We start from the raw sequence: 24,268 nt of genomic DNA on the forward strand, positions 1-24,268 counted from the left end.
ATGGACTTCCTTGTCCCGATTATATTATTTGGATTGATTATAAAAAGCTTTAAAACTATTGTCTCGTAGCATATCTTTTAGCAATACAGATCCATTAAACTTTTTAACTAACTGATAATGTAGATGCGAAATACCATCCGCTGGAACAAATGTAATTCCGTAGGCCTCTAAGATATTGGCACCATCCGACGACATTTTAGTAAGCTCAACAGCACCATCTGCTAATACCATAAAACACTCTGTCATTGGGCTGGTGGCCGTAGCTTTGCTTACCGATGCTTCATAGAAACTTTTCTTTAATGAACGCCTAGTTGCCAGGCCTCCTGCTACCTCAACCTGCGCAACGACAGATGCGAGGAATTGGAGTTCTTCAGAATCATACTTTGTTATGTCGCCTTCAAGACTCGAATGAAAGGCACCCTTCAGATTTAAATTACTCATTCTTTTACTCCTTAATATAGCCATCCTTGGCCAGTATTATTTTTACTTGAGGTTGTATTTCTTATTGATAAGCTGTTGCAGGGCATCAGCAGCAGATGGAACAGGAGCCACTGGAGCAGCAATAGGTTTAGCAGCAGTAGAACCCCTGAGATTGGCGGTAAACTCTTTAATGGCCTGATTAGCACGAAGATTCTTCATAAACGCTTCATGCTTAGCCTTATCAGTAGCCACCTTGACCTTTTCAATCTCAGCGGTAGTAGCAGCAAGAAGAGCCGCCATCCGAGCATTCTCTTGTTTGACTTCTGCAAGCCTACTGACCTGCAATGCGATCTGAGATTTAAGATACTTCATGCGACGATCAGCCAGCCGTTTCAGCTTCTGAGGTTCATATTTCTTGTTCAAGTCATAATATGGAGACTTGCGCAGGTTCGCTTCCCGTTGCTCTGGAGTTAGCTTAAGAGCACGATAGAATGCAGGAGGTAGGTCTTTATACTGAGCACTCATTGTTCTGCCTCCTCAAACTGTTTGAGTAGCTGTTCATACTCAATCTCAGCTCTCTTGGTAGCTGCTGCCTCTACCTTTGCTTGTTGAGCAAGCGCCTTCTCATTCTCTTTCTGCTTTTCTTCAGCAAGCACGTTAGCCTTAAGCTTGGCCTTGAGAATGTTGGCATTTACTTCTACTTCAGCCAGATAAGCGTCCTGCACCATCTTGCTAATAAACTCTTTATCTTCTGCCACCATGGATGCTGGCTTTAGGAAATTAAGGCCGTAGCTGCCGTTTCCTGCTGAGGTAGACCGTTCATTTGCATCTAGTTTGTAGCCTTTTTCAGCAAGCTCCAGCACGCCCATTGAGAAGGTTGCCAGGGTGGTAGCTGTCAGTTTTACCTTGCAGTGAGTGAAAGCTTTGTTCTCGTAAAGAGAGAAAGCCAGATCCACCAGATTGCGATATTCTTTTGAATCGTAGGAAAAAGATTCAGTTTTGACGGGAAAGGTGAATTGAGCTTTGAAAGGATTTAGGGTTTGGTAGGACATTATTTTGTTGCTCCACATATATAAAGTTTAATTTGTTTAGGCGATAGGAAGCCTAGGTCCATAACACCGTTTAAAGGTGCTAATTCTTCGATGTTTTGATAGTCAAAAAAGGCGTTAGCAGATTAGGGATGTAAGCGCCTTGGTATTACAGAGATGATAAAGCTACAGACTAAAACGGTAAGCTTTCGTTGCTATCCTCCCAGCATTTCTCCATATGCTTCATTCCAGAAGCTTCAGCGAGTGTCTTTGGTGCTGATGATTTATACGTTGTTGCCTTGTATTCAACGAATGCACCAGCCTTGATCACGAATCGCTCCCCTTTGTGTTTGAATACGGTTTGACCATCCACATTGGTAATAGCTACCTGATTCTTATTGCACCAAAAATCCATCTCATCGCTAACTGAACCATTGGGCTTAAACCGTTTAGTGGGCGCTGTGGCAAACGGACAAGCATTCACTGGCTTCTCGTGCACTACTTCAAGAGGCAAGGTCTCCCACTCTTGATAGCTGCTGGATTCATTCTCAACAGAGAACTCAATGCCCTCATAATCTTCCAGCAGTAGAGATTCATTTGCCCATGACTCACCAGCGGCCTGAGGCTCCACGTATACGTCAGGCTGAGCACTGATATTACTTTCTTCTGATCGTTCAACCTGCGGGCTTATAGGGGCCTTGGGAGCGATGTCTTCCTTCTGCACCAACACCAAGTCTTTAGTGATGACATACGAGTTGCTAACGCGAGCACCACCCATGGGCTTGGGCTTGATGATCAGCACGCCAGATACACTGAGCTTCTTGATAAATCGTTTGACAGTGGAGACGCTGATGCCGGTATAGGCTGCAATCTCGTCTTGGTTATCAAACCAGATATTTTTACCTTCTTTGAAAAACTGAAAGCGGTCCAGCATCCAGCACCAAAGAATCTTGTCTTCACAAGAGAAAGGATGGACAACCTCAAGGACCTCTCCGGTAGCGATCATCTTGCCTTCAGGGCTCTTTAGTTTTACCTGCTCCCATCCTTTCCAGCCGGTAGCAGTTAGAATCTCTCGATAAACAGCGAAGTAGGGAGATAGTTCTTTTTCTGATTTAGCAAATAACTGAGTGTTCATTTTTTAGGCCCTCAAGAGCACGGAGTTGATTTAAGTATTGATTGATAATAATGTTAGCTGTATGGGTTGCACTGTCTTTGTTTAAAAGCTTCATAATCTCGAACAGGCTTTGAGTGGCTTGCTCGCCAAGTCTGATGCGTACTGTATTTTCCATTTATATTTCCTCTCTGATAATCCCGTGGGTCTGGCAGACACTCGGGGAATCTATTTCTCTATCGATCTTCGATCTCTACACCAAACAACAAATGTATAAAGGCTAAAAGCCCTGACACTCAAACAACACAAATGCATGAGCTTGGCACAGAAAGAATATAAGATTAAAAAGAATATCTGTTTTTGCTCTTGCTCTATTAGGCCTTCGTGCGCAGGTCGCAGACCAAGCTAAGAGGGACTAAGCTTCTCAGTGTTAAGTCATAAAATCGTTTCTCCTTTCTTTATTCTTTATCTTTATATTCTTTATCTCTATATTCATTATTACTACGGGGTCTGGGAGAGCTACGCCCGAGTGTCTGGGAGAGCTACGGGGAGTATCTGTGAGAACCATGGGACTAATCAGCTCTACTTAACAGCTCGTAAAGTTCCGTATCCCGTAGCCTGTTTAATATCAGGTTTAACATGTCAGATGCAGAAAGCCTGTTCTCTGCTGCCAATTGGTTTAGGTATTGGAGATTGCTGCTCTTCAAGCTTAGGTGCAGTGGAACGTTGTTATTACGCTGTTGTTTCATTTTCTAACCTCTGTTGTTTTAGTTGTTGAATCATTTCTTTGTTGCTAATCCCAAGCTTCAGCCGATGGCGATGCATCTTTCCGTGGCAAGATTTGGAACAGATCAGCTTACCTGCTGAAGCACACTCCATTTCCAACGAGCACCACAAGCAGTGGCGTATAGTTTTTATTGTCATTTTTCATATCCTCAAACGAGAAATTATTTATTTTGAACGAGCGAACCCTGCCGATTAAGTCATCCGACAGGGTAAAACGAATAAAAGGACATCTCAGGGCGAACACACTGAAAGATGTCAAAGCTCTATAGCAAGAGCTGGAGGAGTATTAGGTGGCAACGCCTAACTCACACGTTATCGTTGCCTGCTGGACGATTCACAGACGGTTTAGAACTGAGAGCCACATAAGAGGAGGTACGGGCAGCAAGAGACGCCCCAACGACGGAATGAATACGGCGTTGTATTTTCTTATTGGAGAGCATTTTAACCGTGCCAGCGGGGAGGGTGGTTGCTCCCACGAATCACTTACAAAGGGAATGATCAGCCCGGAAATCTTACGCCCACAGGAAAACACCCAATTAAGGATGTTCTATTCGTGTTGTCTATTCTTTAAGTATAAGGCAGGAGGGTCAATCTTGAATACTGCAAATAGCTTAACTGAATGTAAGCATTTAGCTATACATTATAGAGCTTAAAGTATATCTCTTTTTCTTCACTCTATTATACTGCCAAAGTTGCTATTTTGCAACTAATAAAGTGCATATCTAAAACCCGCCGGGGCCGATAACTTTCTCTATCCCTATATGCTTATTATAACGTGGAACTCCTGTATTGTATATAGTTAGTTGCATAGCCTAAAGTTAGCGTTTATATAAGAACTCAGTAATACCAAGGGTTGCAGCCGTTTATCCCTGCATATCAATCCGACCAACGGTAGTTCTCTATTAGTTGAAACCATTCCCTTGCTAAAATATCTACCGTTAAGTATCCGATAGTCGGTATGCATAGATAGGACAGATATCGTCGAGGGCGACCCAGCGTTAAGTTGAAAGCTGGGATAGCAGCTGTATTCCTTTGGACTTATTCAAATATTGAGCATAGGCCACCTAAACGCCTCTCAGTGCAACGCTTGGAGTTAGGATGTAGTGAGGTAGCAGGCAAAAGAAACCCCGCTCTATGGCGGGGCTAAGGTCTATGAGAGTTGGAGCACTCATACCTACTATGATTGCGATAACGGTGGAAGGTTCACCCCTTGTTCCAATGACGCTTAACCGTTGCGATACCTACGCCAAGGTCTTTGGCAGCTTGGCTCTGAGTCAATCCACGCGCCTTGGCTGCCTGTACCTTCTCAGTAGTGTCTACAGCTTCAGGCCTTCCCAGCTTCTTGCCTTCTGCCTTCGCTCGCTCCAGACCAGCATGGGTACGCTCTATCAGCAGGTCACGCTCAAACTCAGCTACAGCACATAGCACCTGCATGGTCATCTTGCCTGCTGCACTGGTGAGGTCTACTCCGCCCAAGGCTAGGCAGTGAACACGGATTCCTTCCTCAGATAGCTTCTCTATAGTGCTGCGTACGTCCATAGCGTTACGGCCCAGTCGGTCGAGCTTGGTAACGATCAGGGTATCTCCATGCTCCATGCGCTCTAGCAGCTTCTGGAAGCCTATACGCTCACTGGCTTGGGTAGAGCCGGATATTGTCTCAGTGACTACCCTTCGAGCATCGACAGCAAAACCTGACTGCTGCACTTCGAGCAACTGGTTGTCAGTGGTTTGGTCGGCAGTGGAGACGCGGGCATATAGGAACGTACGGCTCATCTCGATCCCTCGGTATCAATTAAGGTGGGATCATTTTATCAGCGTATCAAATAGTCGGTTAGCCTATTTGTTGATACCAGTTAGCGTATCGGATGAGCGGTATCGTTTAACGGTCGATTGATGATCCCTAGAGGAACCTGTGGGCCTTAGCCAGCGCTTTCTCTAGGGCCGCTACGCAGTCCTGCTCGTCAGCGAACGCTACGAACCTTTTCTGCAACTCCGCCCTTGCGCGCTCTAGGCGTTGCTTCCGACGTTCCAGCTCAGCTTCCAACGATTCCACTACAACGCCTTCGAAATTCTGAAGCTGCTTACAATTGTCCATTCAGGGGCCTCCGTGAACCGGCATGAGGCACTTTGGCATCACAAATGTGAAAATTTCATAGGTGGGGGTAATGGGATTGTAAAAATCTATAAAGAATGACTATTCAAGGTTAGCGAGTACAAACTTGTTGCAGAAATCGAGCTGCCATTGCTTAGCAAACAAGGGGAGGGGAACGATAAACGGGCCACAGACGTGCTACAAGATGCGTGTTTACTGGGTAGCGTCAGAATGGCCCTTGGGTCTAATCGTTATAATGTAACGTTTAAGAGGGGTTTATGGTTAGTTTTATCTGGCTCACTGCTGCAAGCATCTGCTCAATGAAACGTCGCTTCCCATACACCGCAAAGGTCACTGCTGTATCTCCATGACCTACCATGTCCTTGAGTAGGCTATCGGCGATTCCAGCTTCTCTCATGTCGTCTATGAACGAGTGCCTGAAGCTATGGAAGGTCTTTCGAGGATCGGTGATCCCTTGCTTGTGCCTGTAGACACCAAACCACTTTGATACGGCATATCCGTACTTTCCTCTGACAGCCTTCAGCTCAGGCCACAACCTTTCATGTCCTACCTGCTTCAAGTCTTCTAGGTGGTCACGTAACCCCATTTCCAGCAGGTCGGGATGCAAAGGGATGATTCGTCGGCTGGAAGGGTTCTTGAGCTTCTGGTCTGGTCGAGCATCATCGATCTTGATGCAAGTGATGCCTTGCTCTTCCACGATGTCGTCAAGGTAGAGCTGAGATAGCTCCTCCAAGCGTGCTCCCGTTGTTCGTGCCAGTAGCGGGAGCCAATACCTCCAGGGATTCTTCCTAGCTTCCTTAGTAAGAGAGCTATGGGTGAGGAGGTTGGTGATGTCTCGTTGATCAAAGGGTAGGCGTGCATCCTTAGCTGATGCCTCCATTACCTTCATTCCACTCAGGGGGTTAGCTTGCAGGTATCCATTGGAGACACACCAGTTCATCCAAGAGGTGAGCTTTCGTAGCCGGTTGTTGATCGTCACTGGTGTGATGGTCTCGTACTGATGTCCAGACTCCACAATCTCCAGCAGCGTCTTGCCTTTGAATTCAGGACGCAGGCCGTAGTACCGAGGGCAGCGGGATAACCTTTCCTTTAGTGTCCTGGCCTGTTTCTGATCCAAGACTTCCGCCTCCATATCACCCATCAAAGCAAAAAAGTCTTGGATGGTGCGTTCAACGTCAGCTAACTGTCCTTGCCTCCAGGCTCCTTGCTTCCCTTCAGCTACGTACTCCTTTGCAAGCCTGCTCAGCAGCGGTCCGTTTGCCCTGACTGGTAGAGGAGGACTGACACGATTGGGAGGAGAAGAGGGCAGACGTTCGAGTCTCTCCGTCAGCACCATATTCCTACACAGCGTCTGTAGCTCGCTGTAGGTGGCTTGTGGGTGCTTAGACCGATGCTCATCGACCTGCTGAGCTCTCGCCGTGGCTTTGAAGATGGCTGCTCGTCGCTCCTGTATCCCCAGGCTGATTCGTAAGTGCTGATCGCCGATGCGAACGTTGAGGTAGTAGGTCGAACCTCTGCGAATGACGTACATGTGTGACAGGCCTGTGTGACACCAATGTGTGACAAAGCCGCCACCTCAAGAATCATGTGTTGAGCATCGAATGGAGGTACAATCCAAAATCCCCCAGAACCTGCTAACTAGAGCGGTTCAACGATCAACCGGTGTGCTTGCACATTACCCGGTCAGGCCCGGAAGGGAGCAGCCGCAGCGGTGATGTCGTGTGCCGGGGTGTGGCTGGCGGGGCCACCTCCATTTCTGCCCTCCGCTTTTCCCATTTCCGCTTTTTTTCCCTGCCTTCTTCCCTCCTTCTGCTCGCACTGCCTGGTTAACCGCTCCACAGGGCTTTCGTGACGAAATGCACTGTTTTGGTTCATGGCTCTATGCCATCATGCGCGCCGTCTCATCATTACTGGACAAATGTCCAAGGATTCATCGTGAAGAACGGACTCGAAAACGCAGGACGCGCCCTGAGCAATGGTCTCCATCCCTATCGCATCGATTGCCGACGCGATACCGCAGCGACGTTGATCGCCCACATCTACCATCCTAGTGAGCCCCTGCTGCTGATCAGGATCGACCTGACCAACGAGGAGGCAAGCAATCCCTTCAAGATGAACGCCACCGTGACCCGACTGCGTGGCCAGCTGGATGCCCTGGCAGCCTACGTCTCCAGCGTGGTCTTGGCCGATGGTGAAGACCACTGCCTGCGTGCCTGAAACGGCTTTTTCGCTGGCGCTTTCCCTCCTGATCGCTTGAAAAGCCGCTTGGCCGCCTTCATCTAGGGAGGTAGCCGCAGCCCGCACGGCATCGCTCCAAGGCCACGCCGCGGGATGCATTCCCGGCCCCTCTTCGTTAGCATGTGCTCCCCTCACGTCTTCTCCTGATCAGGTCTCGATGAGTTACCAGGTTCTTGCGCGCAAATGGCGCCCGCGGTCGTTCCGCGAAATGGTCGGCCAGACCCATGTGCTCAAGGCGCTGATCAATGCGCTGGACAACGAGCGGCTGCACCACGCCTATCTGTTCACCGGTACCCGCGGGGTGGGCAAGACCACCATCGCGCGGATCCTGGCCAAGTGCCTGAATTGCGAGACCGGTATCAGCTCCACGCCCTGTGGCAGCTGCTCGGTGTGCCGCGAGATCGACGAGGGTCGCTTCGTCGATCTCATCGAGGTGGACGCCGCCAGCCGCACCAAGGTGGAAGACACCCGCGAGCTCCTGGAGAACGTGCAGTACGCGCCGTCCCGCGGTCGCTACAAGGTGTACCTCATCGACGAGGTGCACATGCTCTCCACCCACAGCTTCAACGCCCTGCTCAAGACGCTGGAGGAGCCGCCACCCCACGTCAAGTTCCTGCTCGCCACCACCGATCCGCAGAAGCTGCCGGTCACCATCCTTTCGCGCTGCCTGCAGTTCTCGCTGAAGAACATGCCGCCGGAGCGGGTCGTTGCCCATCTTCAGCACGTACTCGCCGCGGAGAGCATTCCCTTCGAGGACGATGCCCTCTGGCTGCTGGGTCGTGCGGCCGATGGCTCCATGCGCGACGCCATGAGCCTGACCGATCAGGCGATCGCCTTTGGCGAGGGCAAGGTACTCGCCGCCGACGTGCGCGCCATGCTCGGTACCCTCGATCATGGCCAGGTCTACGACGTGCTCCAGGCCCTGCTGGAAGGGGATGGTCGTGCCGTGCTGGATGCGGTCCGTCATCTGGCCGAGCAGGGCCCCGACTGGGGCGGGGTGCTGGCCGAGCTACTCAATGTGCTGCACCGCGTGGCCATCGCCCAGGTGCTGCCCGATGCGGTGGACAATGGCCAGGGCGATCGCGAGCAGGTGCTGACCCTGGCGCAGACGCTGCCGGCGGAAGATGTCCAGTACTACTACCAGCTGGGCCTGGTGGGCCGGCGCGATCTGCCGTTGGCGCCCGACCCACGCCACGGCTTCGAGATGGTCCTGCTGCGCATGCTGGCCTTCCGGCCTGCCGGTGCGGCGATTGCCGAGCGACCGGCACTAAAGACGACGGGAGCCAGCCCGGCCACGGCTGACTCCAACCCCCGTCCGGTGGCCGCGGCGGTTCCGGCAGCGGCTGCGCCTGCGCGCCCTCCAGTGCAAGAGACGCCCCCTGCGCCTGTCCAGGCAACGCCGGTAGTGAGTAATACCACCCCAATAGAAGAGCCGGTGGATCTCCCCTGGGAGGATCCTGCGCCCGTGGCGACCAAGGCGGCTTCGGCTCCGGTCGAGGCAGTCGGTGCACCGGTCGCATCCCGGGCGCTGCCGACCCCCCAGGTCAAGGCTACCCCTGAAGCCACGGTGATCGCCGAATTGCCTGCGGACACCTCCGGTGACGATCTGGACGGTGACGAAGAGCCGCCGCCGGCCGAGGATTACTACGAGGTGGGGCTGGACGACTATCTCGACAGCCTTGGCGATCCGGCTGACGACGAAATCGCTGCGGCGCCGACGCCGGCGGTGCAGCCGGCCACGGGCCTCGCGGCCGACTGGCAGGCGCTGTTCCCCGACCTCAAGCTGGGCGGGTTGACCGCCAGCATCGCGGCTAACTGCACCCTGGTGGCGGTGGACGGCGATCGTTGGCACCTGCACCTGGATCCGGCGCAGAGCGCCTTGTTCAACGCCAACCAGCAGCGCCGGCTCAACGATGCGCTGAATCAGCAGCAGGGACGACCCATCACGCTCGAGGTCACCATCCAGACCCCCGAGCAGGAGACGCCCGCCCAGGCCGCCGCGCGGCGCCGGGCGGAGCGGCAGCGGCAGGCGGAGCAGTCCATCCAGGACGACCCGCTCATCCGCCAGATGATGCAACAGTTCGCCGCCACGGTGCGCGCGGGTACCATCGAGCCGGTCGACACCCAAGCCTGACCGGTTTTCCATTCATAGTTCGAGGTAGCAGACATGATGAAAGGTGGCATGGCCGGCCTGATGAAGCAGGCCCAGCAGATGCAGGAAAAGATGCAGAAGATGCAGGAAGAGCTGGCGAACGCCGAAGTGACCGGACAATCCGGCGCCGGCCTGGTCAGCGTCGTCATGACCGGCCGACACGACGTCAAGCGCGTCAGCCTGGATGACAGCCTGATGCAGGAAGACAAGGAAATCCTCGAAGACCTGATCGCCGCCGCGGTGAACGACGCCGTGCGCAAGATCGAGCAGAACAGCCAGGACAAGATGTCCGGTATGACCTCCGGGATGCAGCTGCCGCCCGGCTTCAAGATGCCTTTCTAAGACGCTTCAATAGCGGGTGTCCGTCGGACACCCGTTTCTCCCGCCTTCCAGTACGGTAGTCCATGAGCTTCAGTCCCCTGATTCGCCAATTGATCGATGCGCTCCGGGTCCTGCCCGGTGTCGGCCAGAAGTCTGCCCAGCGCATGGCCCTGCAACTGCTCGAACGCGAACGCCAGGGTGGCCTGCGCCTGGCCAGTGCCCTCAACGCCGCCATGGAAGGGGTCGGCTACTGCCAACGCTGCCGCACCCTGAGCGAAGACGAGATCTGCGGCTTCTGCGCCGATACTCGGCGTGACGACAGCCTGCTCTGCGTGGTGGAAGGCCCCATGGATGTCTTCGCCGTGGAGCAGACCGGCTATCGCGGACGCTACTTCGTGCTCAAGGGGCACCTGTCGCCCATCGACGGCCTGGGCCCGGACGCCATCGGCGTGCCCGAACTCGAACGGCGCGTTAGCGAAGGGGGGTTCCAGGAGATGATCATCGCCACCAATCCCACGGTTGAAGGCGAGGCGACCGCCTACTATATCGCCCAACTGCTGGCGCCCAAGGGCCTGACCATCTCCCGGATCGCCCATGGCGTACCCCTGGGTGGCGAGCTGGATCTGGTCGACGGCGGCACCCTGACCCACGCCTTCGCCGGGCGCAAGCCGATCTCGCTCTAGCGCGACGCTATTCCGTCGCCCTGAAAGGCGACAGGCCTGTATCTTGTGATCGAGAAGCATTATCATTATCGGAAGTCAGCTGCTTCCGAGGATGGTGATGCAGACGCTCGAGTCCGACCGGCACGGACATATCCGGACCCTCTACCTGGACCACCACGGCTGGCTGCGCGAGCGGCTGCAGCGGCGGCTGGGTTGCCTGGGGCAGGCGGCCGACCTGGCCCAGGACACCTTCGTCCGGCTGTTGGCCCGGGAAGGAGAGCTGGAACGGCTGCGTGAACCCCGTGCCTTCCTTGCGACCATCGCCCAGGGATTGCTGGCCAACCACTGGCGGCGCCAGGCCCTGGAGCGCGCCTATCTCGAAGCGCTCGCCGCGCGACCGCAAGCCGTACAGCCTTCGCCGGAAGCCCAGGCCCTGATCCTGGAAACCCTCACCGAACTCGATGCGCTGCTCGACCGCCTGCCTGGCCGGGTGCGCCAGGCCTTTCTGCTGGCACAGCTGGAAGGGCTCACCTATGCCGTCATCGCAGGGCGTCTAGGCGTGTCGGAGCGGATGGTCAAGAAATACATGGCCCAGGCCATGCTGCATTGCCTGGAACTGGTGTCTTGAGTCTTCTCACACCCAGCCAGGGCGGACCTCTGGAAGAGGCGGCGAACTGGTTCGCCGAACTCGCCGCCGACGAGGTGGATCCAGCCACCGAGCGGGCCTGGGAGCGCTGGTTACAGGCGGATAGTCGCCACGCCATGGCCTGGGCGCGGGTGGAGGAGATCAGCGCCCGCTTCAGTGGTCTGCCCCCGTCGGGGCGGATGGCCCTGGCGCGGCGCGAATCCCTGGGACGACGGCGGGCGCTCAAGGTGCTTGGACTGGCGCTGGGTGGTCTGGCCCTTGGTTGGGCGCGGCCGGACGACTGGCGGCTGGGGCAGAGCGCTGCGCTGAGCACGGCGGTCGGCGAGATCCGCGCCTTCGATCTGGCGGCCGGGGTACGCGTCTGGCTCAACACCGACAGCCAGCTGGCGCAGGAGACTGCGAACCATTGGCGGTTGTTGCGCGGCGAGGCGCTGTTCGAAAGCCGTAGCGGAACAGCGCTCACGGTGCTGGAGGCGACGGTGGGTCGGGTGCGCTTCGGTGCGGGCTGCTGCGCGGTCCGCGCACGTGACGACGGTCTGGAGGTCGCGGCCTACAGCGGTGCTCTGCAGCTGCTGCCACGCCAGGCCAGGCCCGAGACCCTGGCGGAAGGTAGGCAGGCCCTGCTGACGCCTACCGCCGTGCAGCCGCTGGGTCGTGTCGATCCGGGTCGTCAGCTCTGGCGCCAGGGGCGGCTGGTGGTGGACGATTGGTCGCTGGCGGCCCTGGTGGCGGAGCTGGGTCGCTATCGACCGGGCCTGCTGACCTGCACCGCCACGGTCGCCCAATTGCGGGTGGTGGGCAGCTATCCCCTGGCTGACACCGATCGCGCGCTGGCCGCCCTGGCCGACAGCCTGCCGGTACGGGTAGAGCGGCGCCTGCCCTGGTGGGTGCAGATCGTGCCCGCCTGAAAAAATTGCCGCCGACGGTTCCCCTTTGACGTTCTCGCGGGGCTTAGGGGAAACGATCTCCGCTTCGAGGCCCTCCATGCACCGCCATACCCGTTTCACCCTGCATCCGCTGCGCCGCGCCCTGCGCGTCTTCGCCCTGACCGTACCGCTGGGTATCACCAGCCTGGCCGCGCCCCAGGGCCTGGCCCAGGCTGCCGCCATTGCCCAGGAATACCGCATCGAGGCCGGTAGCCTGGCCACGGTAGTGAGCACCTTCGCCGCTCAGAGCGGGGTACTGCTGTCGGCCCCCGCCCAGGGGCTGGAGGGTCGCCGCAGTCCGGGGCTGCAGGGCCGCTACACACCGGCCGAGGGCTTCCAGCAGATCCTCCAGGGCAGTGGCCTGCAGGCGGTGCGTCAGGCCGATGGCAGCTATCGCCTGGAGTCGGCGGCCGCGACCGGGGTGACGTCTCTCAGCGAGACCACGGTGACCGGCTTCGCCCTGGGCAATGCCCTGGGCGAGACCGATGGCTACCTGGCGACCCATAGCAACGTGGCCACCAAGAGCAGCAAGGGGCTGCTGGAAACCTCCCAGTCGGTCTCGGTGGTGACCCGCGAGCAGATCGATGAGCAAGGCGCCAAGACCGTGCAGCAGGCCATGAGGTACACCCCGGGCATCTTCACCGGCCAGATCGGCGCGTCCAATCGCTATGACTATGTGGTGATGCGCGGCTTCGCCGACAACAGCGTCGACAACGTCTTTCTCGACGGCCTCAAGACCATGGGCGACAGCGGCACCTTCAGCTCGCTGCAGGTCGATCCCTACTTTCTCGAGCGCATCGACGTGGTGAAGGGACCGGCCTCGGTGCTCTATGGCCGCAGTCTGCCGGGCGGCCTGGTGGCGCTCACCAGCAAGAAGCCGCTGTACCAGCCCTATCACCAGGTCCAGGCCACCCTGGGCAATCTCGGCCAGCGCGGCGCCGGTTTCGATTTCGGCGGGCCGCTGGATGAGGAGGGGCGTATCGCCTATCGCCTGGTGGGCCTCGCCCAGCACAGCGATACCCAGTTCAACCACGTGGAAGAAGAGCGCTATGCCCTGGCGCCCAGCCTGGCCATCGACCTGAGCGACGACACCACCCTGACCCTGCAGGCCTATCTGCAAAAGGACCCGGACGGTGGCTACCACAGCGGGGTACCGGCCGAGGGCAGTCTCTATCGGCGCAACGGTCGCTACATCAGCAACCATTTCTTCGAGGGCGAGCCGGACCACGACAAGTTCGAGCGGACCCAGCAGATGGTCGGCTATCAGTTCGAGCACAGGTTCAATGACGTCTGGAGTGCGCGGCAGAACTTCCGCTACGCCAAGTCGCGGGTCGAGCTGGAGCAGGTCTATGGCTACGGCTATGTTGGCGACAGCAACCTGCTCAATCGCTATTACTCTGGCGGCCGCGAGAACCTGCACGCCTATACGCTGGACAACCTGGTGCAGGCGGACTTCGACTGGGCTGGCAGTCGGCACACCCTGCTCGCCGGGCTGGACTACCAGCGTCGCTGGACCCATGTGGATTGGCCCAGTGGCACGGCGGATCCGCTGGACGCCTTCGCGCCGAACTACGGCGGTCAGGTGACCCTCTCCCCCGGCACCGAATACCGCCGCGAGCTGGCGCAGACCGGCGTCTACCTGCAGGATCTCATCGAGCTGGATCGCTGGCGCTTTTCCCTGGGTCTACGCCAGGACTGGGTGGAGATCGGCATCGAGGATCGTCTGGCGGGTTCGCGCAGCAGCGCGCGCCGCGGCCAGGCCAGCGGGCGGGCCGGGGCACTCTATCTGTTCGACAATGGCCTGGCGCCCTACCTGAGCTATTCCACCTCCTTCAATCCCAATGCCTACAACGATGCGGCGGGCAATCCGCTGGAGCCCACCGAGGGCAAGCAGTGGGAGCTGGGCCTAAAGTACCAGCCGCCGGGCAGCACCAGCTTCTACACCGCCTCGCTGTTCCATATCACCCAGGAAAACGTGGCGACCAAGCTGCCGCAGGAAGACTTCTATTCCTCGGTAGGCGAGATCCGTTCCCGTGGCCTGGAGCTGGAAGGCCATCTGCAGCTGGCCGAGCGCCTCAAGCTGCTGGGCAGCTACACCTTCACCGATATCGAGTACACCCAGGCGCTGGACGGCACCCAGGGCAATACGCCGAACCAGGCGCCGCGGCACCAGGCCTCGCTGTGGGGGCAGTACGAGCTGGCGGGGCCCCTGGCGGGGTTCAGCATCGGCGCCGGGGCGCGCTACGTGGGCACCAGCTGGGTGGACAAGGCCAACACCCGTAAGGTACCGGCCTACACCCTGGTGGATGCCATGCTCGCCTATGACTTCACCCGGCTCGGGCTGCCGGGGCTCACGGCGCGGGTCAATGCCAACAACCTGATGGGCAAGGACTATGTGGCGTCCTGCTACAGCCTGGACTACTGCTATTTCGGGGAGGAGCGTAACGTGACCGCGACGGTCAGCTACAACTTCTAGACGCTCAGGGTCCTGCCACTCAGGCAGGACCCCCAGCCTCAACCTTCCAGCTGGCCGCCGGCGAGGGCGCAGAGGCGGGCGGAGTCGAGGATGCGTACCTCCTTGCCTTCGGCCGCCAGCACGCCGCTCTGCTGGAAGCGGGTAAAGACCCGCGATACGGTCTCCACCGCCAGGCCGAGGAAGTTGCCGATCTCGTTGCGCGACATGCTCAGGCGGAATTGCTGGGCGGAAAAGCCACGGGCATGGAAGCGCGCCGAGAGATTGACCAGGAAGGTGGCGATGCGCTCGTCGGCGCTCTTCTTGGACAGGAGCACCATCATCTGCTGATCGTCGCGGATCTCCCGGCTCATCACCCGCAGCAATTGCCGGCGCAGTTGCGGCAGCTGCTCGGAGAGCTCGTCCAGGCGCTCGAAGGGGATCTCGCAGACGGTGGTGGTTTCCAGCGCCCGGGCCGAGACCGGATAGCGCTCGGTATCCATGCCCGATAGCCCGACCAGTTCGCTGGGCAGGTGGAAGCCGGTGATCTGCTCCTCCCCGGCATCGCTCAGGCTGCTGGTGCGCAAGGCGCCGGAGCGCACCGCATAGACCGAGCCGAAGGTATCGCCCTGGCGGAACAGGTGGTCGCCCTTGGCCAGCGGCCGGCCGCGCTTGACGATCTGGTCGAGGGCGTCCAGGTCTTTCAGATCGAGCGACAGCGGCAGGCACAGCGAGGCGAGGCTGCAATCCTTGCAATGGGCCTGGGCGGTGCGCAGCTTGAGGGGCTCGGTCATGGGGGAAGATCGCTTCTCGTCTGGTTCCAAAAGTCTAACTTTAGCAGTCGTGGCAGGCATGGGTCATATCACCCGGGAAAAACGCTGATTGTCGTCGCCCGGCAGATAGCGGTCGAACAGCATGCACAGGGCGCGAATCAGCAGGCGGCCGGGCGCCAGCACCTGCAGGCCGCGGGCATCGAGGCGGATCAGGCCATCGGCGGCCATGGCCTCGAGCTGCGGCCAGGCGTCGGCGAAGTAGTGGCGAAAATCCAGCTCGCAGCTGCGTTCGATGGCGGCGAAATCCAGCTGAAAATGGCAGATCAGCTGGGCGATCACCGCGCCACGGATGCGGTCATCCCGCGAGCGACGCAGGCCACGGGCCACCGCCAGTTCGCTCTGGCCCAGGCGCTCCTGGTAGCGGGCGAGGTCGGGGGTATTCTGGCAGAGCACCTCGCCGATCTGGCTGATGGCGGAGACGCCCAGGCCCAGCAGGTCGCAGTGACCGTGGGTGGTGTAGCCCTGAAAATTGCGCTGCAGGGTGCCTTCTTCCTGGGCGATGGCCAGGTCGTCGTCGGGCAGGGCGAAGTGATCCATGCCGATGTAGCGATAGCCGGCACCCAGCAGTTGCTCCACGGTGCGCTGCAGCATCTCCAGCTTGACCGCGGGGTCCGGCAGTTCGCTGGCCTCGATGCGCCGCTGCGGCGGAAAGCGCTGCGGCAGATGGGCGTAGTTGAACACCGACAGGCGATGCGGTTGCAGCTCCAGGACCCGCTCCACGGTGTGGGCGAAGCTGGCCGGGGTCTGCCGGGGCAGGCCGTAGATGAGGTCGAGGTTGATGGAGCGGTAGTCGAGGGCGCGGGCGGCCTCCACCAGGGTGCGGGTGTCGTCGAAGGGCTGCAGGCGATTGATCGCCAGTTGCACCTGCAGGTCCAGGTCCTGGACGCCGAAGCTGACGCGGTTGAAGCCCAGCTCGCGGAGCAGGCCCATGGTGCTCCAGTCGGCTTCGCGCGGATCGATCTCGATGGAGTAGTCGCCGCGGTCGCTGTCGGCCAGGGTGAAGTGGCGCCGCAGATCGGCCATCAGCTCGCGCAGCTGCATGGGATTGAGAAAGGTCGGGGTGCCGCCACCGAGGTGCAGTTGCTCCACCCGCTGGGCGCCATCCAGGTGCCGGCTGGTGAGGATCATCTCCTGGCGCAGGGCGTCGAGGTAGGCGGCGCTGCGGCTGCGGTCCTTGGTGATGACCTTGTTGCAGGCGCAGTAGTAGCAGATGTTGGCGCAGAAGGGCACGTGCAGGTAGAGCGACAGCGGGCGTCCGGCCTGGCGGCTCAGGCGCAGGGCGCCGAGCAGGTCGAAGGGGCCGATGCCGTCGTGGAATTGCACGGCGGTGGGGTAGGAGGTGTAGCGGGGGCCGGCGCGATCGTAGCGGGCGATGAGGTCGGCGTCCCAGGCGAGGGCGGCTGTCATGCCGGGCTCCAGTGGTTTCGAGGCGCCCAGTGTGAGGGGCAGGCTCCTGGCTTTATTGATCCAGATCAATAAAGGCCGGGTTAAGCTCTGGCGTTTTGACGAGGAGTAGCCCATGGCAGACGAGTTGTACCTCGACAGCTTTCGCGAATGCCGACCCGCAGGTACGCCCCTGGCGACCCTGTTGCTGGCCCATGGCGCCGGCGCGGGAATGGACAGTCCCTTCCTGCAACAGCTGGCCGAGGAGTTAGCCCGACGTGAGGTCCGTACCCTGAGATTCGACTTTCCCTACATGGCGCGAGCGCGCGCCGAGGGCAAACGGCGCCCGCCGAATCCGGCCCCCGTCCTGCTGGAGCACTGGCGGGCCATGGTCGCTACCTGGCGCGCGGCAGAAAGCGGGCCGCTGTGGCTGGCGGGCAAGTCCATGGGCGGGCGGATGGCCAGTCTGCTGGCCGACGAACTGGGTGCGGCTGGCCTCATCTGCCTCGGCTATCCCTTCCACCCGGCGGGCAAGCCCGAGCGGCTGCGCACCGAGCACCTGGCGACCCTGGCCACGCCGACCCTGATCGTCCAGGGCGAGCGCGATGCCCTGGGCACCCGCGAGGAGGTGGCCGGTTATACCTTGGCGCCAAGCATCGAGCTGCAGTGGATCGCCACTGCCGACCACGATCTCAAGCCGCTCAAGAGCAGCGGCCTGAGCCATTCCCAGGCGCTGGTGGAGACGGCGGCCTGGGTGGCGGCCTTCGTGCGGACCAGCGGCTAGATGACCCGGAAGCCGCTGGTGCCATCCCGCCGCAACTGCTCGACCAGGCCGAACTCCCAGTCCAAGTAGGCCTGCATGGCCTCGCGTGGGGCGTCGGTGCCCTCGTAGGGGCGCCGGTAACGGTCACGCCGAGTCGACAAGAGCTGTGTCTCGCCGGCTTCCACCGGCAGGCCGGCGGCCAGCCAGGCCGAGGTGCCACCCTCCAGCAGCAGGACCGGCCGGTCAGTGGTGGCCTGGACATCGACGGCGGCGAAGGCGGCCAGTTGGCCACTGCCACAGGTGAAGACATAGCGCTCGGCTGGTGGCAGCGCTGCGGGCAGATCGGCGCGCAGCACCCAGGCGGCGCCCGGGATATGCCTTTGCACATAATTGGCACTGGCGGTGACGTCCACTACCAGGGTGCCCGGCTCGGCCAGCAATTCCTGCAACCGCGTCACCGAGATGCGCTCCACCGGCCCCAGCGTGGGCGCCGGTGCCTGCCAGGGGCCAGTGGCGCTCAGGGCGCCGGTCGGGATGTCGTCGACCACCGCAACCGCCCAGCCCATCTGCGCCAGCCAGGAGGCGCTCATGTTGGCGCGCACGCCGTCGTCGTCCACCAGGGCCAGGCGAGCACCACGCACCGGGGCGCTGTGATCGGTCTCCTGCACCAACTGGCCCCCCGGCGTCGACCGGGCGCCGGGCAGGTGGCCGGCGGCGTATTCCTCGGGAGTGCGCACATCGATCAGGTAATTGGTCCGCTGGGCGTCGCTGCGCCAGGTCTCCAGTTCGCTGAAGGGCAGGCGGGCGACGCCGGCGCGATCGGCGACCTGGCGGGCGCGGGCGGCGGCGGTCGCCCGGGTCGCCGGACTCACCGCACCGAAGCGGCGTTGCTGGTCGTGTTCCAGAGTCTGGCCGGCCAGGGTCCAGCCGATGGTGCCATTGCGCAGGGCGGCCACCGGATTGGGAATGCCAGCGTTGATCAGTGACTGGGCGCCGATCAGGCTGCGGGTACGGCCGGCGCAATTGACAATGACCCGGGTCCGCGGATCGGGTGCCAGCTCGGCCACCCGCAGCACCAGTTCGGCACCCGGCACGCTGACCCCACCGGGAATGCTCATGGTCTGGTATTCCTCGAAACGGCGGGCGTCGAGGATCACCAGATCGGCGTCCTGCTCCAGCAGCGCCTGGACCTCCTCGGCGGGCAGCGAGGGCGTATGGCGCCGGGCCTCTACCAGCTCGCCAAAGGCCTTGCTTGGTACGTTGACGTCGATGAAGAGTTCGCCGCCGCTGGCGCGCCAGCCCGCCAGGCCGTCGTCGAGCAGGGCCACGTCGGTGTAGCCCAGGGCGTGCAGGCGTTCGGCCGCGCGTTCCGCTAGGCCCTCGCCATTGTCATAGAGGGTGATGGCCACGTCGCGCCGCGGCAGCCGCGACCAGGCCTCCAGTTCCAGGCGCGACAACGGCAGATTGGCGGCCCACAACGGATGGCCGGCGGCGAAGGGGTCTTCCTCGCGGACGTCGAGCAGGGCGACTTCGGTGCCGGCGAGCAGGGCCTGGCGAATGTCCTCGGCGGTGCGGATGGCGGTCATGGTGTGGCGGTCTCCTGGGACAGGTCCCACAGGTTGGGCAGCTGGCGATTGGTGTAGCCGGAGATGAAGGGCTTTTCCTTGCCATCCGCGGCATAGACGGCGCGGCGCACGGCGCCGATGTTGCCGCCATAGACGTGGATGCTGATGGAGGTGCGGTCGGCATAGGCGTTGCTGACCTGGTGGATGTCGCCCACCCGCGGCGAGACCGCTTCCACCTGGCCCGGCTCCAGGCGCACGGGAGCGCCTTCCGGCAGCAGGCGGCCGGCGGGGTCGCAGGCGAAGCCCTGGGCAAGCTCGGCACCGCGCAGCATGCCGATCAGGCCCCAGGTACGGTGGTCGTGCACCGGCGTGGCCTGGCCCGGCCCCCAGACGAAACTCACCACCGAGAAGCGCTGGCGGGCATCGGTATGCAGCAGGTACTGGCTGTAGCGCTCGGGATGGGGCAGGGCGCAGTCCTCGGGCAGCCAGTCGTCATGGCGGACCAGTTCGCCGAGCAGGGCGGCGCCGCGCTGCAGCAGCTGCGGTTCGGCAGGGTGTTCGTCGACCAGGGTGGCGAGGTCATGCAGGAACAGGCGCAGGCGGTCGAGCCTAAGGGTCATGGAGGGCTCCACGGATGAGACGGGTGGGCGATGACGGCCATTAAAGCAAGGCTGGCGCCCAGCACCTTAGATCGATTGGTTCTGTGCTGAAAACCATAATTCGCATAATTTTAGGTTTTGGTTATCAATTTTGTGCATCTTAGGTTATGCGCATTCGATATTTCCGTCTCGGCGACTCACAACGTTAGGTTCTAAGCAGACCAGGGCAACGCCCGTCGCTCTGGCGCCTCTTCTGCTTCTGGAGCCGCTGCATGACCGCCTTCCACAACGCCCTCGCCAGCGTCCGCGCCCAGGTGTCCGCCGCCGAATGGGAGGCGCGGGTCAAGCTCGCCGCCGCCTATCGCCTGGCCGCCCGCGAACGCTGGACCGACCATATCTACACCCATTTCTCGCTACGGGTGCCGGGGCCGGACGCGCACTTCCTCATCAATCCCTTCGGCCAGACCTTCGACGAGATCACCGCCTCCTCGCTGGTGAAGGTGGACATCGACGGCGAGATCGTCCTCGACCCCACCGGGTTGGGCATCAACCCGGCCGGCTACGTGATCCACAGCGCCATCCATCGCGCCCAGCCGGACCTCCATGCGGTGCTGCACACCCACACCGCGGCAGGCATCGGCGTGTCCGCCCAGCGCGGCGGACTGCTGATGATTTCCCAGCACGCCATGAGATTCTTTGGCCGCCTGGCCTATCACGGCTACGAGGGCGTGGCCCTGGATCTGGACGAGCAGAGTCGACTGGTGGCCGACCTCGGGGCGCACCCGGCGATGATCCTCTGCAACCATGGGCTGCTCACCGTGGGCGCAAGTCTGGAAGAGGCCTTCTGGCACCTCTATTACCTGGAGCGTTCATGCGCGGCGCAACTGGCGGCCCAGAGCGGCGGTGCCGAACTGGTGATCGCCGCGGACGCCGTCGCCCAGAAGGTCAGCGAGCTCATCCCCGGCAATCTGGCGCGCGGCGCCCATATTCGTCACTGGGACGCGGCGGTGCGCCAGCTGGAGCGCCACGAGGGCCGGGAGTACGCGCAATGAAGCGACTGCTCGCCACGCTGGGCCTGGCGCTGCTGCTGGGACAGGCCCAGGCGGCTCCGGATCTTTCCGGGGTGACCCTGGTACTGGGCGACCAGGCCCGGGGGCTGCGCGCCATGATGGAAGCCGCCGGGACCCTCGAAGGCGCGCCCTATAGCTATCGCTGGGCCAACTTCCAGGGCGCCGCGCCGCTGTTCGAGGCCCAACGCGTTGGCGCGGTGGACACCTCCTACGCCGGTGACCTGCCGGTGCTGATGGCCGCGTCCGGCGGCGTGCCGCTCAAGCTCATCGCCACCAATGTCGGCTATCCCCAGGCCAATGGGCTGCTGGTGCAGGCTGATTCACCGATCCGTTCGGTCAGGGACCTCAAGGGGCGCACCGTGGTGGTGTCCTCGGCCAAGGGCAGCATCTCCCAGCACCTGCTCTATGCCGCCCTGGAGGAGGCCGGACTCAAGCGTGAGGACGTGACGGTCAAGTTCGTGCTACCCACCGATGCCAGTGCCGCCTTCAACGCCGGGCAGATCGAGGCCTGGGCGACCTTCGATCCCTATCTGGGCATCGCCGAGCAGCACGGCGCCCGGCTGCTGCGCGACGGCCAGGGGCTGACCACTGCCCTGGGCTTTCTCACTGCCACGCCAGCGTCGCTGGAGGATCCAGCCAAGCGCGCCGCCATCGCCGATTTTGCCGGGCGCCTGGCCCAGGCACGGGCCTGGGCAGTCGCTCATCCGCAGGACTATGCCCGGGTCTACGCCGAATTGACGCGCCTGCCGGAAGGCGCCGCGGTGGCCATCTCCACCCGCACCTCCCGTGGCCTGCGCCCGGTGCGGCCGGCGGACCTTGTCGCGGTGCAGCAGGTGGCCGATCTCTTCAGCGAACTCCAGGTGCTGCCCAAGCCGGTCGACGTCGCCGCCCTGGCCGATGCCAGTGTCTTTACCCAGGAAGCCAAACCATGACTCTCATCCGCCGTACCCTGCTGGCGCTACCGCTGCTACTCGCCGCCAGCGTGGCCCTGGCCGCCGAGCCCCTGACCCTGCGCATCGCCGACCAGAAGGGCAATATGCGCGCCCAGCTGGAGGCCGCCGATGGCCTGCGCGACCTGCCGGGTTATCGCATTCAGTGGGCGGAATTTCCCGCCGCCGCGCCCCTGGCCGAGGCGCTCAATGCCGGCGCGGTGGATGCCGGCATCATCGGCGATGGTCCGCTGCTGTTCGCCCTGGCTGCCGGCGCGCCGGTCAAGGCCATTGCCGTGGACAAGTCCGATCCCTATGGTACGGCGGTGATCGTGCCACGCGACTCGCCGCTGCGCAGCGCGGCTGATCTCAAGGGCAAGCGCATCGCCACCGGGCGTGGCTCCATCGGCCACTACATCGCCCTCAAGGCGCTGGACTCGGTGGGCCTGACGGCCAAGGACGTGAGCTTTCGCTTCCTCGGCCCGGTGGACGCCAAGATGGCCCTGGCCAATGGCTCGGTGGATGCCTGGGCGACCTGGGAGCCCTATACCGCCCAGGCCGAACAGGTCGACGGCGCCCGGGTGCTGGTCAACGGCCGTGGGCTCTGGGCGGGCAACAGCTTCCTGGCTGCCACCGACACGGCTCTGGCCGATCCGGCTCGGCGCGCGGCATTGCAGGACTACCTCAATCGTCTGGCCGCTGCCCAGCGCTGGGGCTACGCCCACCTCGACAGCTATGCCAGGACCCTGGCGCAGATCATCGGCTTTCCCGAGGCGGTGGCCCGTCTGCAATTCGAAAGACGCCACCTGCATTGGGAGCCCATCGACCGCCAGGTGGTGGCCGACCAGCAGGCGGCAGCGGATTTCTACCATCGCAGTGGCCTGATTCCGCAGCGGTTGGATGCACAGAGGACCTTCGCGGAGGGGTTTCAGGTAGCCAAGCCGGACCAGCCGCGGCAGGCGGCGCGGGAGTAGGGCAGTGGTTCAGGTGTCCCTGGCCCGTTGGGCTTCGCTTTGCTCAGCGCCAACCTACGGACCAGGCGCCAGGTAGTGGGAGTGGTTCCATCGGAGCTCAGCGCCAACCTACGTACGCTAGCGCCCCCTCTCCCTTTGGGAGAGGGCTGGGGTGAGGGAAAAGCCACACCGCCACTCGGCCTATCCATATAACCCATCCTTATTTCAAAAACGCTGAACAACTTTATTAGGCTATAAGCCAATTCCATGGATGAGCGTGCCACGATGCCCTTACGTTTTCCCTTCACCCGTCGTCCCCTGGCTTTGGGACTCGCCGTCAGCCTGCTCACCGGGCTGATCGCCGCACCCCAGGCGGCCCAGGCCGAGGGTACCCTGCGCATCTCCGAACAATTCGGCGTGTCCTATGTGATCCTCCATGTGCTGCGTGACCAGCAGCTGATCGAGAAGCACGGCAAGCAGGAGGGCGTCGACATCAAGGTCGACTGGATAAAGCTGTCCGGTGGCGCGGCCGTCAACGAGGCGGTTCTGTCGGGGGCGGTGGACGTAGGCTCCGCCGGGCTCGGACCGCTGTTCACGCTCTGGGACCGCACCCATGGTCGGCAGAACGTCAAGGCCGTGGCCAGCCTGGGGGCTTTTCCCAACTACCTGGTCACCAACAACCCGCAGGTGAAGACCCTGGCCGACTTCACCGCCAAGGACCGCATCGCCGTACCGGCGGTCAACGTCTCGGTGCAATCGCGCTTCCTGCAGTACGCCGCCGCCCAGGCCTTCGGCGAGAAGAACTGGAATCGCCTGGATCCCCTGACCGTGGCGGTGCCCCATCCGGATGCCACCGCCGCGGTGATCTCCGGTGGTACCGAGATCAACAGCCATTTCGCCAATCCACCGTTCCAGGAGCAGGAACTGGCCAGCGGCAAGGTGCACAAGGTGCTCAGTTCCTATGACGTGCTCGGAGGGGCCGTCTCGCCCAACCTGGTGTTCGTCACCGAGAAATTCCGCCGGGACAATCCCAAGACCTACAAGGCCTTCCGCGAGGCGCTGATCGAGGCCGGGCAGATCATCGAGAAGGACAAGGCCGCCGCCGCCCGTACCTACGTGAAGGTCGAGAATTCACGTCTCGATCCGGCACTGATCCAGCAGATCATCGAAAGCCCCGAGGTCAATTTCGACACGGCGCCGCAGAACACCCTGAAGCTGGCGGAGTTCATGTATCGCATCGGGGCCATCCGCAACCAGCCCAGCAGCTGGCAGGACTATTTCTTCGTCGATGCGCCCGACCAGAAGGGCAGCTGATCCC

At 60.9% G+C, this 24,268-nt stretch carries 22 protein-coding genes; 12 read left to right on the forward strand and 10 right to left on the reverse strand.

Annotated elements, in window-relative coordinates; all coding sequences use genetic code 11:
• Nucleotides 1-24 precede the first annotated feature (24 nt).
• From C722_RS26135 to C722_RS0105930, 6 genes are all read right to left on the reverse strand, one after another.
• Nucleotides 25-441 carry a hypothetical protein gene (locus tag C722_RS26135; protein ID WP_157225808.1) on the reverse strand — a complete coding sequence of 139 codons (417 nt, stop codon included), beginning with the start codon at nt 439-441 and terminating at the stop codon, nt 25-27.
• A gap of 42 nt (nt 442-483) precedes the next feature.
• Complete coding sequence (locus tag C722_RS26140) at nt 484-945, reverse strand: hypothetical protein (protein ID WP_157225809.1); 462 nt, start codon at nt 943-945, stop codon at nt 484-486.
• The gene (locus tag C722_RS0105910; protein ID WP_017639617.1) at nt 942-1,472 is read right to left on the reverse strand and encodes a hypothetical protein; all 531 of its coding nucleotides are present in this window, start codon (nt 1,470-1,472) and stop codon (nt 942-944) included. Before C722_RS0105910 ends, C722_RS26140 begins: the two co-directional genes overlap by 4 nt.
• Nucleotides 1,473-1,641: 169 nt before the next feature.
• Complete coding sequence (locus tag C722_RS25400; protein ID WP_157225810.1) at nt 1,642-2,583, reverse strand: hypothetical protein; 942 nt, start codon at nt 2,581-2,583, stop codon at nt 1,642-1,644.
• A gap of 1,965 nt (nt 2,584-4,548) precedes the next feature.
• Nucleotides 4,549-5,118, reverse strand: coding sequence for a recombinase family protein (locus C722_RS0105920; RefSeq protein ID WP_017639619.1), 570 nt, complete (start codon nt 5,116-5,118; stop codon nt 4,549-4,551).
• A gap of 584 nt (nt 5,119-5,702) precedes the next feature.
• Nucleotides 5,703-6,989 carry a site-specific integrase gene (locus C722_RS0105930; protein WP_017639621.1) on the reverse strand — a complete coding sequence of 429 codons (1,287 nt, stop codon included), beginning with the start codon at nt 6,987-6,989 and terminating at the stop codon, nt 5,703-5,705.
• 404 nt (nt 6,990-7,393) lie between these two features.
• On the opposite strand from C722_RS0105930, the gene C722_RS0105935 reads away from it, so the two are divergent.
• The 7 genes from C722_RS0105935 to C722_RS0105965 all read left to right on the forward strand — a co-directional run bounded on the left by C722_RS0105935 (nt 7,394) and on the right by C722_RS0105965 (nt 14,879).
• Nucleotides 7,394-7,675 (forward strand): hypothetical protein, encoded by a 282-nt coding sequence (locus C722_RS0105935; protein ID WP_017639622.1) that lies wholly within the window; start codon nt 7,394-7,396, stop codon nt 7,673-7,675.
• A 178-nt stretch (nt 7,676-7,853) separates the two neighbouring features.
• Nucleotides 7,854-9,830, forward strand: coding sequence for a DNA polymerase III subunit gamma/tau (dnaX, locus tag C722_RS0105940; RefSeq protein ID WP_081594574.1), 1,977 nt, complete (start codon nt 7,854-7,856; stop codon nt 9,828-9,830).
• 33 nt (nt 9,831-9,863) lie between these two features.
• Nucleotides 9,864-10,190 carry a YbaB/EbfC family nucleoid-associated protein gene (locus C722_RS0105945; protein ID WP_007162246.1) on the forward strand — a complete coding sequence of 109 codons (327 nt, stop codon included), beginning with the start codon at nt 9,864-9,866 and terminating at the stop codon, nt 10,188-10,190.
• A 62-nt stretch (nt 10,191-10,252) separates the two neighbouring features.
• Entirely contained in the window at nt 10,253-10,852 is a 600-nt protein-coding gene (recR, locus tag C722_RS0105950) for a recombination mediator RecR (RefSeq protein ID WP_017639624.1), read from the forward strand.
• Between the two features lie 97 nt (nt 10,853-10,949).
• Nucleotides 10,950-11,459: a sigma-70 family RNA polymerase sigma factor gene (locus C722_RS0105955; protein ID WP_017639625.1), complete on the forward strand. Its 510-nt coding sequence runs from the start codon at nt 10,950-10,952 to the stop codon at nt 11,457-11,459.
• The gene (locus C722_RS0105960) at nt 11,456-12,385 is read left to right on the forward strand and encodes a DUF4880 domain-containing protein (protein ID WP_017639626.1); all 930 of its coding nucleotides are present in this window, start codon (nt 11,456-11,458) and stop codon (nt 12,383-12,385) included. Before C722_RS0105955 ends, C722_RS0105960 begins: the two co-directional genes overlap by 4 nt.
• Before the next feature lie 76 nt (nt 12,386-12,461).
• The gene (locus C722_RS0105965) at nt 12,462-14,879 is read left to right on the forward strand and encodes a TonB-dependent siderophore receptor (protein WP_017639627.1); all 2,418 of its coding nucleotides are present in this window, start codon (nt 12,462-12,464) and stop codon (nt 14,877-14,879) included.
• Between the two features lie 38 nt (nt 14,880-14,917).
• Here C722_RS0105965 and fnr read toward each other — a convergent pair whose 3' ends face one another.
• Together fnr and hemN are read right to left on the reverse strand one after the other, a co-directional pair.
• Nucleotides 14,918-15,649 carry a fumarate/nitrate reduction transcriptional regulator Fnr gene (fnr, locus tag C722_RS0105970; protein WP_017639628.1) on the reverse strand — a complete coding sequence of 244 codons (732 nt, stop codon included), beginning with the start codon at nt 15,647-15,649 and terminating at the stop codon, nt 14,918-14,920.
• A 63-nt stretch (nt 15,650-15,712) separates the two neighbouring features.
• Nucleotides 15,713-17,095, reverse strand: a complete 1,383-nt coding sequence (gene hemN / locus C722_RS0105975; RefSeq protein ID WP_017639629.1) for an oxygen-independent coproporphyrinogen III oxidase — start codon at nt 17,093-17,095, stop codon at nt 15,713-15,715.
• Between the two features lie 112 nt (nt 17,096-17,207).
• Here hemN and C722_RS0105980 point away from each other — a divergent pair, with 112 nt between their 5' ends.
• Nucleotides 17,208-17,855 carry an alpha/beta family hydrolase gene (locus C722_RS0105980; RefSeq protein WP_017639631.1) on the forward strand — a complete coding sequence of 216 codons (648 nt, stop codon included), beginning with the start codon at nt 17,208-17,210 and terminating at the stop codon, nt 17,853-17,855.
• On the opposite strand, the gene C722_RS0105985 is transcribed toward C722_RS0105980, so the two are convergent.
• The gene (locus tag C722_RS0105985) at nt 17,852-19,420 is read right to left on the reverse strand and encodes a rhodanese-related sulfurtransferase (protein ID WP_017639632.1); all 1,569 of its coding nucleotides are present in this window, start codon (nt 19,418-19,420) and stop codon (nt 17,852-17,854) included. The genes C722_RS0105980 and C722_RS0105985 overlap by 4 nt on opposite strands.
• Nucleotides 19,417-20,019 carry a hypothetical protein gene (locus C722_RS0105990; protein WP_017639633.1) on the reverse strand — a complete coding sequence of 201 codons (603 nt, stop codon included), beginning with the start codon at nt 20,017-20,019 and terminating at the stop codon, nt 19,417-19,419. Before C722_RS0105990 ends, C722_RS0105985 begins: the two co-directional genes overlap by 4 nt.
• Before the next feature lie 251 nt (nt 20,020-20,270).
• Between C722_RS0105990 and C722_RS0105995 the strand changes: the two genes are divergently transcribed.
• The 4 genes from C722_RS0105995 to C722_RS0106010 all read left to right on the forward strand — a co-directional run bounded on the left by C722_RS0105995 (nt 20,271) and on the right by C722_RS0106010 (nt 24,264).
• A complete protein-coding gene (locus tag C722_RS0105995; RefSeq protein ID WP_017639634.1) occupies nt 20,271-21,050 on the forward strand; it encodes a class II aldolase/adducin family protein in 780 nt (259 codons plus the stop codon).
• Nucleotides 21,047-22,000, forward strand: a complete 954-nt coding sequence (locus C722_RS0106000) for an ABC transporter substrate-binding protein (protein ID WP_017639635.1) — start codon at nt 21,047-21,049, stop codon at nt 21,998-22,000. Before C722_RS0105995 ends, C722_RS0106000 begins: the two co-directional genes overlap by 4 nt.
• A gap of 5 nt (nt 22,001-22,005) precedes the next feature.
• The gene (locus C722_RS0106005) at nt 22,006-22,971 is read left to right on the forward strand and encodes an ABC transporter substrate-binding protein (protein WP_026083679.1); all 966 of its coding nucleotides are present in this window, start codon (nt 22,006-22,008) and stop codon (nt 22,969-22,971) included.
• 264 nt (nt 22,972-23,235) lie between these two features.
• A complete protein-coding gene (locus C722_RS0106010) occupies nt 23,236-24,264 on the forward strand; it encodes an ABC transporter substrate-binding protein (protein WP_017639637.1) in 1,029 nt (342 codons plus the stop codon).
• Nucleotides 24,265-24,268: the final 4 nt, after the last annotated feature.

Source organism: Pseudomonas sp. 313 (assembly GCF_000316965.1).
In the GTDB taxonomy this organism is placed as follows: domain Bacteria; phylum Pseudomonadota; class Gammaproteobacteria; order Pseudomonadales; family Pseudomonadaceae; genus Chryseomonas; species Chryseomonas benzopyrenica.